The 13,759-nt window shown below is 75.1% G+C and carries 5 protein-coding genes; all 5 read left to right on the top strand.

Annotation, left to right across the window (positions count from 1 at the left end):
• Positions 1-3 precede the first annotated feature (3 nt).
• On the top strand, positions 4-1,218 hold the full coding sequence (locus tag ACFC1R_RS04540; RefSeq protein ID WP_375932563.1) for a 3-deoxy-7-phosphoheptulonate synthase: 1,215 nt from the start codon (positions 4-6) through the stop codon (positions 1,216-1,218).
• 120 nt (positions 1,219-1,338) lie between these two features.
• A complete protein-coding gene (locus ACFC1R_RS04535) occupies positions 1,339-6,366 on the top strand; it encodes an amino acid adenylation domain-containing protein (protein ID WP_375932560.1) in 5,028 nt (1,675 codons plus the stop codon).
• A gap of 5 nt (positions 6,367-6,371) precedes the next feature.
• On the top strand, positions 6,372-11,651 hold the full coding sequence (locus tag ACFC1R_RS04530; protein WP_375932557.1) for an SDR family NAD(P)-dependent oxidoreductase: 5,280 nt from the start codon (positions 6,372-6,374) through the stop codon (positions 11,649-11,651).
• Between the two features lie 62 nt (positions 11,652-11,713).
• Positions 11,714-12,463, top strand: a complete 750-nt coding sequence (locus tag ACFC1R_RS04525) for a thioesterase II family protein (RefSeq protein WP_375932554.1) — start codon at positions 11,714-11,716, stop codon at positions 12,461-12,463.
• On the top strand, positions 12,460-13,707 hold the full coding sequence (locus tag ACFC1R_RS04520) for an MFS transporter (protein WP_375932551.1): 1,248 nt from the start codon (positions 12,460-12,462) through the stop codon (positions 13,705-13,707). The genes ACFC1R_RS04525 and ACFC1R_RS04520 overlap by 4 nt, the downstream gene beginning before the upstream one ends.
• Positions 13,708-13,759: the final 52 nt, after the last annotated feature.

The following is a 13,759-nucleotide window of genomic DNA, read 5'->3' as shown; positions in this document are numbered from 1 at the left end:
GCGGTGTCGCACGCGATGTCGCTGATCGAGGATCAGCGCCGGTACGGTGATCCGCTGCCGGCCGGCGAACTGCGGCGGATCAGATCGAGTCCGGCCGCCCAGCAGCCGGCCTGGGAGGGGCACGCGTCGTTCGGCCCGGCCGTCGAGGAGCTGGCCGGCACACCGGGGCTGGCCGACGACCGCGAGGTCGCCCGGTTCGGCCTGCTGGTCGCCGAGGCCGCCGCGGGGAACCTGAACATCCTGCAGGCGGGTGACTGCGCGGAGGATCCGCGGGAGTGCACGCCCGGGGCCGTGGGCCGGAAGGCCGGTCTGCTGGACGCCCTGGCGGGCGTGCTGTCGGACCGTACCGGGAAGCCCGTCGTCCGGGTCGGCCGGATCGGCGGGCAGTTCGCCAAGCCGCGCTCCCGGGCGGTGGAACGCCACGGGGATCTCGAACTCCCGGTCTTCCGGGGGCACCTGGTGAACGGGCCGGAGCCCGACCCGGGCTCGCGCGCGCACGACCCGGGCCGGCTGGTGGAGTGCCACCGCGCGGCGAGGTCGGTGTTCGAGGCCCTGGCCGGACGGTCGGTCTGTGACCTGAGCGCCACCTGGACCAGCCACGAGGCCCTGGTCCTCGACTACGAGCTCCCGCTGCTGCGCAGGGGCGCTTCGGGGCGGACGGTGCTGTCCTCGACGCACTGGCCGTGGATCGGCGACCGGACCCGGCAGCCGTCCGGCGCCCACGTCCGGCTGCTCGCCGCCGTGGACAATCCGGTCGCCTGCAAGGTCGGGCCGAGCATGACGCCCGACGAACTGTGCGAGCTGTGCGGCCTGTTGGACCCGGACCGGCGTCCGGGACGGCTGACCCTGATCGCCCGGCAGGGCGCGGACGCCGTGGAGCGAAACCTGCCCGCGCTGGTCGCGGCCGTGCGCCGGGCCGGGCACCCGGTGGTCTGGATGTGCGACCCGATGCACGGCAACACCGTGACCACCCCGGCCGGCCGCAAGACCCGGGTGCTGGAGGACGTCGTCAGGGAGGTGGTGGGATTCCGGCAGGCGGTGTGGGAGGCGAGCGGGACCGCGGGCGGACTCCATCTGGAGACGACTCCGGACGACGTGCTGGAGTGCCTGCCGGCCGATGCCGACCCCTCCGTCCTCGGTGAGCGCTACACCTCGCTGTGCGATCCCCGGCTGAATCCGGAACAGGCGCTCGGCGTGGTCCGCGCCTGGCAGGAATGAGTGACCGTGATCACCTGTTCGAATTCGCCTCGACAGAGCGCGAGGTGCTGAATGCTCTCTGTCTTTGGAACAGAGGGCGGCGGATTTTCTGTGCTGCTTTTCATTTCGGGGGATTCCTTCATGTTCAGTCATGCCCATCGCCAGGGGACCGCCCTGCGCGGACCGACAGTCGACCATCCTGCGCCGTACGGCATCCCGGGGCTGATCCGGGCGGCCGGCACCCGGACGCCCGACGCGGTGGCCTGCGTCGGCGCCCAGGAGGCTTGGACCTACCGCCAGTTGGAGCAGGTCTCCGACCGGATCGCCGCCGAACTGCTGGGCCGGGGGCTGCCCGCCGACCGGCCGGTCGCGGTGCTGGCCCACCGCAGCCCGTACCTGGTCGCGGCCCTGCTCGGCGTCCTCAAGGCCGGCCTGGCCTACCTGCCGCTGGCCACGGACGAGTCCCCGACGCGCCTGCGGCTGATCCTGGACACCGCCGGGCCCGCGCTGGTGCTCGCCACCACCGAGGCGCTGCACGGCCGGAGCGCACCGGACGGCTCCACCGGCCTGGACGGCCTCGCCGTGCTGGACGTGGTGCCGCTGGCCGACCACCTCGACGACGGCTACCAGCCGGCGCCGTTGCGGCAGGTGACGCCGGATCAGCCGGTGAACGTGATCTTCACCTCGGGGTCCACCGGCACACCCAAGGGCGTCCTGGTCCCCAGCGGCGGGATCACCAACCGGCTGCTGTGGGGGCAGCGGCACTACGGTCTCGACCCGGCGGACCGGGTCCTGCAGAAGACGCCGTACACCTTCGACGTGTCGGGCTGGGAGATCTACTGGCCGCTGATCGTCGGTGCGCGGCTGGTCCTGCTCGGCCCCGGTGAGCACGCAGACCCCGCCGCGATCATGAAGACGGTGATCGAGCACCGGATCACGGTCTGCCACTTCGTGCCCTCGATGCTGGAGGAGTTCCTGCGCTGGCCGGGCGCCGCCGACTGCACCGGCCTGCGGCACGTGTTCTGCAGCGGCGAGGCACTGCCCGCCGCGCTCGCGCGCAGCTGCGTCGCGACCCTGCCCGCCAGGCTGCACAACCTCTACGGGCCGACCGAGGCGTCCATCGAGGTCACCTACTGGGACAGCCCCCAGCAGCCCGAGCTGATCGACGAGGTGCCCATCGGGCAGGCCGTGGACAACTGCGAGCTGCTCGTGCTGAACGACCGCGGCGAGCCGGTCGCCGACGGCGAGAGCGGTGAACTGTGCATCGGCGGAATCCCGTTGGCGCACGGTTACCTCGGCCGGCCCGACCTCACCGAGCGGGCGTTCACGGCCGCACCGCCCGGCAGCGCGGTCGACCGCATCTACCGCACCGGGGACCTGGTCCGGGTGGTGGACGGGCAGATCAGGTACCACGGCAGGATCGACGAACAAGTCAAGATCCGAGGCGTCCGGGTCGAGCCCGGCGAGGTCGAGTCCGTCCTGCGCGAGCAGCCCGGCGTCGCCGAGTGCGCCGTGGTCGCGGCGGGCGGGCGCACCCCGCAGCTGGTGGCCTTCGTCCGCCTGCGGGACGCCTCGGCCGACTGGCAGGAGGAGTGCCGCGCCCACCTTGCCGCCCGGCTGCCCGCCGCCTACGTGCCCACCCACTTCGCCGCGATCGGGACCGTGCCGCTGACCGGCAGCGGCAAACAGGACCGCGTCCTGCTGCGCCGCCGGGCGGACGAACTGCTCGCAGCCCGCAGCGACGGCCCCGGCGCCGGAGACCCGTTGGGGCGGCTCTGGGCCGAGGCCCTCGGGCTCGACGCCGTCGACGAGCACGCCGACTTCCTCTCCCTGGGCGGGCACAGCCTCGCCGCCGTCCGGCTGCGCGGCGAACTGCTGCGCGGCTACGGCCTGCGGCTGTCGCTCGGCGAGCTGCTGCGCGACCGGATCACCCTGGCCGGCCTGCGCGACCGGATCACCACGGCCGACGCACCCGGCGGCACCGCCGGCCTGCCGCGCCGGCCCGAGGGCGACCGCGCGCCGGTCTCCGCCGGGCAGCGCAGGCTCTGGCTGATGGAGCAGCTCTACCCGAGGCTCAGTGCCTACAACGTGGTCGCCGCCGTCCGCCCCGCCGCAGCGCTGGAGGTGCCCCGGCTGCGCGCCGCGCTCGCCGTGGTGGTCGACCGGCACGAGTCGCTGCGCACCCGGATCGTCGCCGACGACAGCGGCCCGTACCAGGTGATCGCCGAGCAGGTGGCGCCGCCGCTGCTGGCCGTACGGTCGGCCGAACCGCTCACCGAAGGGCGCTGCCGGGCGCTGGCCGCCGAGCAGGCCGCGCTGCCGCTGCCGATCGACAGCGCGCCGCTGCTGCGGGTGCTCTACGCCGAGGACGCCGACGGCAACGCCTGCCTGGTGGCCGTGCTGCACCACGCGATCGCCGACCAGCGGTCCGTCGACGTGTTCCTGAACGAGCTCGCCGCCGCCTACGACGGCACCCTGACCGACGCCCGGCCCCCGCAGTTCGGCGACCTGCTGGCGGACCGCGCCGCCCGCGCGGACGCCGCCGAGCAGGAGGCCCACCTGCGGTACTGGGTGGACCGGCTGCAGGACGCCCCGCGCTCGCACGGCCTGCCGTTCCAGGCCCGCCGACCCGCCGTCAGCACCTTCGCGGGCGGCGCCGTCGAGGCCGCGGTGACCGGCTCCGCCGCCGAGCGGCTGGACGCCGTGGCACGGCAGATCGGGGTCACCCCGGTCTCGGTGGTGCTCGCCGCGTTCAGCGCGGTGCTCGCATCCTGGAGCGGGCAGCGCGAGACCGTCGTCGGCGTGCCCTGGTCCTCCCGGGACGGCGGCCCGAGCGAGGACGTCATCGGCTTCCTCGTCGACACCCTGCCGGTGCGGGTGGACGTCGCACCCGGGACGGGCTTCGCCGCACTGGCCCGCCAGGTGTCCGACGCGATGATCGACGCCCGCACCCGGGGCGACGTCGACTTCGAACGGATCGTCAACTCGCTCGGCCTGCCGCGCAGTCTCGGCCGCAACCCGCTCCACCAGGTGTGGTTCAACGACCTCACGCACGCCGCGCCGGCCCCCGGCTTCGGCGGTGCGCCGTCCACCGAGGTGGAACCGGACACCACCGGGGCGCTCTTCGACCTCGGCCTCTACCTGAGGCGGGCCGAGGGTACCGGCTACCGGCTGCGGCTGGTCCACGCCCTCGACGTGTTCGACCGGGAGATCGCCGGGCACCTGCTCGACCAGGTGGTCCGGCTGCTGACGGCGCTGCCCGGCGACCTCGACCGGTCGCTCGCGGTCCCGCCGCCGGACGGCCCGCGGGCCGAGCTCGCCCCGCGTCCGCAACTGCCCGGTGTCGCCGAGGCGTTCGTCCTGGCCGCCGAGCGCTGGCCGGACCGGACCGCGCTGCACTTCCCCGGCGGCGAGCTGACCTTCCGGGCGCTGCACGCCGAGGTCGCGGCCAGGGCCGGCGAACTCAGGGCGGCGGGCTGGACGGAACGGATGCTGCTGCTGCCGGGGGACCGGAGCGTCCGGACGATCGTCGAGCTGCTGGCGGCCTGGCACGCCGGGAACGCGGTGGCCCTGGTGGACGCGGGCCTGCCCGTCCGCCGCCAACGTGCGGCGCTGAGCGGATCGTCCGCCGAAGCGGTGCTCGTCGACGGCGGTCACCACTGGCCGGTCCCGGTGCTCACCGGCCCCGACCTGCCCGGCCCCACCACCGCGCCCGTACCGCTCGACCACGGCCACGCCCTGTGCACCTCGGGCACCACCGGCGAGCCGTCCGTGGTGTTCGCACCGCGCGACGCGCTGCCGGAGGCGCTGCACTGGTACCGGGAGGCGTTCGGGATCGAGCCGCAGGACCGGTTCGTCCTGCTCTCCGCACCCGGACACGACCCCGTCCTGCGCGACGTCCTGGTCCCGCTGACCAGCGGCGCCGCCCTCTACCTGCCCGGGAGCACCGAACCCGGCGCGCTCGTCGAGCTGTTGGCCGAGCACCGGATCACCACCGTGCACGCCACCCCCGGCCTGGCCCGGCTGCTGGCCTCGGCCGCCCGCGGTGCCGGCCGGCGGCTGGAGCACCTGCGGCGGGTGGTGCTCTCCGGGGCGCTGCTCACCGATCCGGTGGCCAGGGAGCTCGCCGACCTCGCCCCGGGAGCCGGGATCCACCACGGCTACGGCTGCACCGAGACGCCGCAGCTGGTCAGCTGGTTGCGCTGGGAGGACCCGGCCAAGGACCCGGCCCGCTGGCGGCGCGACCGCACCGGCGTCCCGCTGGCCGCGCGCAGCCCGTGGCGCGAGCTCCTCATCGAGGGCGGGGGCGAGGGCGGGGGTGCGGGCGCGGCCGTGGGCAGGCTCGGCGAGATCGTGGTGCGCGGTCGCGGGCTCGCGCTGGGCACCAACCCGGCCGCGGAGCCGGGCCGGTTCGCGCCGGATCCGCACGGCGAGCCGGGCGTCACCCTCTACCGCACCGGCGACCTCGGCCGGTACACCCCCGACGGGCAGATCGAGTTCGTCGGCCGCCGCGACCGCCAGGTGTCGGTCGGCGGCCACCGGCTCGAACCCGCCGAGATCGAGGCGGTGCTGCGCGGCCACCACGCGGTCGCGCAGTGCGCCGTGCTGGCCGACGGCACCGAGATCACCGCGTGCGTCGCGGCACCGGGCGCGAGCCCGCTGCTCGGCGAGGAACTGCGGCACGAGCTGGAGTCCGCGCTGCCCCACTGGGCGGTGCCCGGCCGGCTGGTGGTCCTCGACGAACTGCCGCTCGACCACAACGGCAAGGTCGACGTACGGGCCGCCGCAGCGGCCGTGGAGCGGGCGGTGCCGGCCCGGATCCCGGCCTCGGCCGCCCAGGAGCTGATCACCGAGGTACTCGGGCGGCTGCTCGGCACACCGGGAGTACCGGACGCGGGCACCAACTTCTTCGACGCGGGCCTGACCTCGCTCTCGCTGCTGCGGATGCACGAGCAGCTGCGGGCGCGCGGCCTCGACGTCGAGGTGGTCGACCTGTTCAGGTTCCCCAACCCACGCCTGCTCGCCGGGCACCTGCGCGGCGGTGACACCCCCGCGCCACCGCTGGCGCGGCCGGTGCCCGCCGCCCGCCGGGAGCCGCTGTCGGGCGTGGCCGCCGCGCGGCGCGCGGTCCGCAGGCGGCTGAACGACCAGCGCAGCGCCGGTCGGTGACGAACGTGACGAACACGGGGGAGAACGACCAGATGCACGAGCAGATCGCCGAACCGGTAGCGATCGTCGGAATGGCGGGGAGGTTCCCGGGCGCCGAGGACCTCGAACGGCTCTGGCAGGTCCTGTCGGAGGGCACGGACTGCGTCAGCACGCTTGGCGACGACGAGCTGCGCGCGTTCGGCGTGGACGAGCAGGACCTCGCCGACCCGCACTACGTCCGCCGGGTACCGCTGTTGGCCGACGCCGACCGCTTCGACGCAGAGTTCTTCGGGATGACCCCGCGTGAGGCCGCCCTGCGCGACCCGCAGCAGCGGCTCTTCCTGGAGCTGGCGCACGCGGCGCTGGAGGACGCGGGCTACGACGCCTTCGCGGTGCCCGGCACGGTCGCGGTGTACGGCGGCGCGGCCTCCAACCGGTACGCGGAGTTCAACATCCGCGCCGACAAGGACCTCGCGGCCAGGACGGGCGGGCTCGCCCTGGACATCTTCAACAACAACGACTACGTCGCCAGCACCGCCTCCTACCGGCTGGGGCTGACCGGCCCCGCGCTGTCCGTCGCCACCGCCTGTTCCACCTCCCTGGTGGCCGTGCACCTGGCCTGCGAGGCGCTGCGCTCGGGCGAGTGCGAGGTGGCGCTGGCGGGCGGTGCCGAGCTGGAACTCCCGTACGGGCACGGCTACCGCTGGGCGCCGGGCGGGATCTTCTCCCAGGACGGGACGTGCCGGCCGTTCGACGCCCGTGCGAACGGCACCGTCTTCGGCAACGGCGGCGGCGTGGTCGTCCTCAAGCTGCTCTCGGACGCGCTGGCCGACGGCGACCACGTCCGCGCGGTGATCCGGGGCTCCGCCGTCAGCAACGACGGCGCCGACCGGGTCAGCTTCAGCGCACCGGGGGTGGACGGGCAGAAGCGGGCCGTGGTGGAGGCGATGACCGTCGCCGGTCTCGCCCCCGGCGACGTCGACTACGTGGAGGCCCACGGCACCGGCACCGACCTGGGCGACCCGATCGAGGTGGAGGCGCTCAACGCGGCCTACCGGTTCCTGACCGGCGGCAGCGGGCCCGCGGCGGCGACGATCGGCCTCGGCTCGGTCAAGTCCAACATCGGCCACCTCGGCCCGGCCGCCGGCGTGGCCGGCCTGATCAAGACCGTGCTCTGCCTGGAGCACGGCGAGCTGGTGCCCACCGTCCACTACACCGAGCCCAACCCGAAGCTGAACCTGGCGGCGACCCCGTTCTACGTGGTCGGCCAGCGTGACGCCTGGCCGTCGGCCGACCGGCCGCGCGTCGCGGCGGTGAGCTCCTTCGGAGTCGGCGGCACCAACGCGCACGTCCTGGTGGAGCAGGCACCGGCGGCGCAGCCGTCCGCCCCGGCCGACGGGGCCGAGCTGCTGGTCTGGTCGGCGCGCACCGAGGCCGCCGAGCAGGAGACCAGGGCACGGCTGGCCCGGCACCTCGGCTGGCAGGACGAGGCCGGGTTCGTGGACACCGTCACCACCCTGCAGCACGGCAGGACGGCGCATCGGCAGCGCCGGGCCGCCGTCGCCGGATCGGCGCGCGAGGCCGCGGCCCTGCTGTCCGACCCCGAGGGCCGCGGCCTGATCCGCCCGGCCGACGGCGCGGCCGCCCGGCCCCTCGCCCTGCTCTTCCCCGGCCAGGGCGCCCAGCAGCCCGAGATGGCGGCCGGGCTGTTCGGCTACGACCCGACGTTCACCGAGACGATGCGGCAGTGCCTGGAGACCGTCGCCGGCCTCGGCCTCGACCTGGAACCCGCCTGGCGCGGCCCGATCGTGGCCGAGCTGCTCGGCCGCACCGAGTACGCCCAGCCGCTGCTGGCCGCCGTCGGCTACTCGCTGGCCCGGATGTGGCAGGCGTGGGGCCTCGCGCCGACCGCCCTGCTCGGCCACAGCGTGGGCGAGCTGACCGCTGCCATGACCGCCGGGGTGATGACCGTCGAGGACGGCCTGCGGCTGGTCACGGCGCGCGCGCAGGCCATGCAGGCGATGCCGCCCGGCGCGATGCTCGCGGTCTCGCTGAGCGAGCGGGAGGCGCTGGAGCTGGTGGACGGCACCGTGGTGCTCGCCGCCGTGAACGGTCCCGGGCAGACCGTGCTGGCCGGACCGGTCGAGGCCGTCGAGGCGGTCGCCGCCCGGCTCCGGGAGAGCGGGGTGCCGGCCGGCCGGCTGGCGACCTCGCACGCCTTCCACAGTCCGGCGATGGCGGTGGCGGCCGAGCGTTTCCTGGAGGCGTTCGACGGCGTGCCGCTGTCCCCTCCGAGGATCCCGGTGATCTCGGCGGCCACCGGCCGGCCGCTGACCGACGACCAGGCCGTCGACCCGGCGTTCTGGGCCGGACAGCTCACCACCCCGGTCCACTTCGCCCCCGCACTGGAGCACCTGCTCGACCGGCAGCCGGTCACCGCCCTGGAGGTGGGCCCCGGCCGGACCCTGACCGGCCTGGTGCGCCGCCACGGCGCCGGCAGCCTGGCCGTTGCGACGCTGGGCCGGGCCGCGACCGACCGCGCCGCCGTCCTCGCGGCGGCCGGAGCACTCTGGACCGAGGGCCACGACCTGCGCTGGGAGGCCGTCGGCCCGGCCAGGACGCTGCGCCGGACCTCCCTGCCCGGCTACCCCTACCAGCGCGAGCGCCACTGGATCAGCCCGCCCGCCCCCGCCGCCGGACAGCCGCAGCAGCCGGCCCCCGAGCAGCGGCAGCCCGAGCCGGTCCCGGCCGCGACGGACCCCGTCCCCGCGCCGGAGCCCGACCACGCACCGCTGTCGGTGCTGCGCTGGGACGAGCTGCCGGTCGGACCGCGCGCACCCCGGCACCGGGCCACCACCGCGCTGGTCCTGCTGCCGGAGGACCCCGCCGCCGCCCGGTCCGTGACCGCCGTACTGGGCCGCGCCGGACACCGGGTGGTGCCCGCCCGGCCGGACAGCCTGACCGCCGTACTCGACGCACTGCTGGCCGTCGGCGACGAGCCCGCCGTGTACGTGCACGCGCTCGCCGCGCAGCACTGGCCGGACGCCACCCCCGACACCGTCGCCGCCCAGAGCGCCGACGGCATCGAGAGCGCCTTCGCCCTGGTCCAGACCGTGCTCCGGCACTCCCAGCTGCGCCAGCCGCACCGGTTCGTGCTGCTCACCACGCAGGCCGCCGACGTCTCGGGCGGCGAGCCGGTCAACCCGGCCAAGGCGGCACTCGCCGGACTCGCCAGGACCGTTCCGCTGGAGGCGCCCGGCGCCACCTGCACCCTGCTGGACGTTTCCCGGGGCACCGACGGCGACCTGATCGCCCACCAGCTCCAGGAACCGGGCGCACCGACCGTGGTGGCGCTGCGCGGTGACCGCCGCTGGGTGCCGGTCGAGGTGCCGATCCGGCACGAGGCTGCGGTCGACGCCCCGGTCCGCCCCGGCGGCACCTACCTGATCACCGGCGGCTTCGGCGGACTCGGCCTCGCCGTCGCCCGCGGCCTCGCCGAGACCGGGCACCTGCCGACCCTGGTGCTGGTCGGCCGCTCGGGGATGCCCGAGGCGGCCGCCGGCCAGGTGGCCGGGCTCGAACGGCTCGGCGCCCGGGTGCTGGCCGAGCGGGCCGACGTGGCCGACGAGCCGGCCATGCGCGAGCTGCTCGACCGGGTGACGGGTACGGTCGGCCAGGTGCACGGCGTCCTGCACACCGCCGGACTCCCGGGCGAGGGCATGATCGCGTTCCGGACCCCGGAGCAGGTCCGGGCGGTGCTGCGGCCCAAGCTGCTCGGCACCCTGGTCCTGGAGCGGATCTTCGCCGACCGTCCCGAACTGGACTTCTTCGCCTCCTTCTCCAGCCGGGCCTCGATCGGTGGGCTGGTCGGGAGCGCCGACTACGCCGCGGCCAACGCCTTCCTGGACGCCCACGCCTCGGTGTCCAGGCAGCGGTGCGTCAGCGTGAACTGGCCGAGCTGGTCGGCGGTCGGCATGGCGGCCCGCTCCACGGTGGACCCCGGCAGCGGCGAACCGCTGTCCGCCTGGACCGCCGGGCCGCGCCTGCCCGACGGCGCGCTGGTCCTGGAACAGGAACTCTCCGAGCAGGACTGGCTGCTCGACGAGCACCGGTTCGGCGGGCGCGCGGTCCTGCCCGGCACCGGCCACCTCGACCTGGCGGTCCGCGCCGCCCGGCAGCTCTGCCCGCAGCTGGCCGGCGTCCCGGTGCGCCTGCGCGAGGTCGCCTTCCGGCGTCCGCTGCCGGTCGACGGCACCCGGCAGGTCCGCGTCGTACTCGAACCGGCCGGCCAGGAATGGGAGTTCTCCATCCGGACCGGCTCGACCGTGCACTCCTCGGGCCGGGTCGGCGCCGCCGAGGGCCCGGCACCCACGGTCGACCTCGCCGAGGTCGCCGCCCGGATGACCGAGACCCTCGACGCGACCGGCGAGGGCGACCTCGCCGAACTCGGACCGCACTGGCACAACATCGCCGAGCTGCGCCGCGCGCCGGACGAGCAGCTGGCGACCCTCGCACTGGACCGGCGCTTCCACGCCGAACTGGACACCCACCCGCTGCACCCCGCCCTGCTGGACAGCGCCACCGCGCTCACCCGCCGCCGCGAGGACGACCACCACCTGCCGCTGCTGTACGGGGAGGTGATCGTCCATCAGAGCCTCCCGGGCGAGTTCTCCGCCCACGTCAGGCACCTGAGCGGCGGCAACGGCGTCCTGGTGGCCGACGTCGACCTGGTACGCCCCGACGGGGTGGTCGCGGTGACGGTGCGCAGGTTCACCATGCGCAGGGTCGACCGGCAGCCGTTCGCGGCCGGTGACGAGCCGGAGCGGTCAGGCCTGCCGACGGCGGACGGCATCCCGCCCGCCGAGGGGGTGGCGCTGCTCTTCGACATCCTCAGCAGCCGCCCGGGACGGCAGGTCGCGGTGCGCCCCTACCACGACGGGGTACCGGTGCCGCTGGAGACCGCCCGGGCAGCCGCCGTCCCCGCGGCCGCCGTCGCACCCGCACCCGCCGCCGTCACCGCCGGGCCCGCTCCCGCGTCCGCTCCCGCACCGGCCGAACCGGCGGCGGCCCCGGCCGGGGGCGCGGCCGACCAGGACGTGACCGAGGTGCTGCACCAGGTGTGGCGGGCCGCGCTCGGCGTGACCTCGATCGGCCACGACGACGACTTCTTCGCGCTCGGCGGCGACTCGCTCAGCGCGATGGGCCTGATCGCCGAGGTCAGGGACCGGCTCGGGGTCGAACTGAGCATCGGCATGCTGTTCGAGTTCCCGACCATCCGCGCCCTCGCCGGGCAGCTGCGCCCATGAGTTCCGAGAACGACCGGAACGAAAGCCAGAACGAAAGCCAGAACGAAAGGACGTCGAGCCGAGTGTCCACGACCCAGCGGGACGACGAGCGCTGGCTGGTGCGCGGTGAGCGCCGCGAGAATCCCGCCCAGCGGCTGTACTGCTTCCACCACGCCGGCGGCAGCGCCGCCGAGTTCACCCCGTGGAGCCGGTACCTGCCGGACACCGTCGACGTGTGCGCGGTGCAACTGCCCGGCCGGGGAGCGCGGGTGCGGGAGCAGCCGCACACCAGGATGCGGCCGCTGCTGGACGAGCTGCTCGGCCGGCTGGACCTGGACCTGCCGTTCGTCTTCTTCGGGCACAGCTTCGGCGCGCTGGTCGCCTTCGAACTGGCCGCGGCCCTCGACGCCGCGGGCGCCCCGCTGCCGCGCCACCTGTTCCTGTCCGCCCGGCCCGCACCCGGCCTGGTGGCGGCCGACACCGGCACCATCCACGACCTGCCCGAGCAGGAGTTCCTCGACGTGGTGGACCGCCGCCACGGCGGGGTGCCGGCCGAGCTGCGCGAACACCGGGAGCTGCGCGACCTGGTGCTCCCGTACTTCCGCGCCGACTACGAGGTGATCGAGACCTACCGGCCGGGCGGGCACGAGCCGCTCGCGCTGCCGGTCACCGTCCTCGGCGGCACCGACGACGAGATCGGCGTCGACCAGCTGGAGGCGTGGCAGGAACACGTGGCCGGGCCGTTCGAGGTGCGGATGTTCCCCGGCGACCACTTCTACCTCCGGCCGCACCGGACCGCCGTGGTCGACCTGGTGCGCGCGGCGACGGTATGAGCACCGGGCTCCGGGCCCGCGCCGGCCGGCGGCTGGGCGCGCGGTACGAACTGCTGCTGTTCGCCTTCGTGGTGTCCGGCCTCGGCAACTGGATCTACCGGCTCGCGCTGCCGCTGATGGTGTTCCGGCTGACCGGGTCGGCACTCAACACCGCCGTGGTGTCGGCCCTGGAGTACGCCCCGCTGCTGGTGCTGTCCCTGCCGGGCGGGGTGTTCGCCGACCGGTTCGAGCGCAGGCGGATCCTGGTGGCCGGCGACCTGACGGCCACCGTGCTGGCGGGGCTGCTCGCGGTGATCGTGACGGCGGGCACCTCGTCGGTCTGGCAGGTCTACCTGGTGGCGTTCCTGCTCGCCTGTGTGGAGCCGCTGTACTACCCGGCGTTCCAGGGCCTGGTGCCCGACCTGGTGGGGGACCGGGACCTGGAACGGGCCAACGCCTGGATGCAGATGGGCGACAACGTGATGAGCCTGGCCGGCCCCGCCGTGGCCGGTCTGCTCATCGCCGCCCTCGGCTACCAGGGCGCCGTCTGGGCCGACGCCGGGACGTTCGCGGTGTCCGCGCTGGCGATCCTGGCGATCAAGGCGTCCTCCCGGCCGCCCGCCGACCCGGAGCAGCGCGGCCTGCTGCGGGAGGTCCGCGAAGCCCTGGCGCACATCACCAGGGAGAACCGGGCCCTGCTCAGCGGCGCGGTGCTGTTCGCGCTCGCCAACCTGGGCACCTGGATGGTGCAGGCCAACCTCGTCTACTACCTCAGCGACTACCACGGCATGTCCCCGACGCTGATCGGCGTGGTGTTCGCGGCCCAGGGCGCCGGGGCGGTGCTGGGGGCGGCGGTGTGCCCGTGGCTGGGCCGCCGCTTCGCCCCGGGCAGGGTCATCATCACCGGCACGGTGCTGGCGGGCGCCGGGATCGTCGCGCTGATCCCGCTGCGGGACGTGGTCGGCATCTCGGTGCTCTGGGCGCTCATCTACGGCATCGGCATCGTGAACATGGTGAGTTGGTTCGTCCTGCGTCAACGGACCGTGCCCGCGAGGATGCTGGGCCGGGTGGTCGCCACCACCCGGATGGTCGCGTTCGTCTCCATCCCGGTCGCCTCGATCCTGGGCGGCCTGCTGGAGCAGCGGCTCCACGACATGTATCTGATCATCGGTGTCGCGGGCGTGCTGCGGCTGCTGGTCGGCCTCGGTGCGCTCCTGACGCCGCTGAACTCCCGGGTGGGCCGCCGGGATCCGGCCGCGCCCTGAGCCCCGGGCGGGCACCCGAACGGCCCGACCCCCTGCGGGGCCGGGCCGTTCG

The organism is Kitasatospora sp. NPDC056138, assembly GCF_042264695.1.
Taxonomy (GTDB): Bacteria; Actinomycetota; Actinomycetes; order Streptomycetales; family Streptomycetaceae; genus Kitasatospora.
This window is presented reverse-complemented; position numbering and strand designations above follow the sequence as displayed.

Excerpts from the sequence above, each read along its gene's own strand:
- ACFC1R_RS04535 (WP_375932560.1), top strand. The coding sequence starts at position 1,339 with ATGTTCAGTCATGCCCATCGCCAGGGGACCGCCCTGCGCGGACCGACA.
- ACFC1R_RS04520 (WP_375932551.1), top strand. The coding sequence starts at position 12,460 with ATGAGCACCGGGCTCCGGGCCCGCGCCGGCCGGCGGCTGGGCGCGCGG.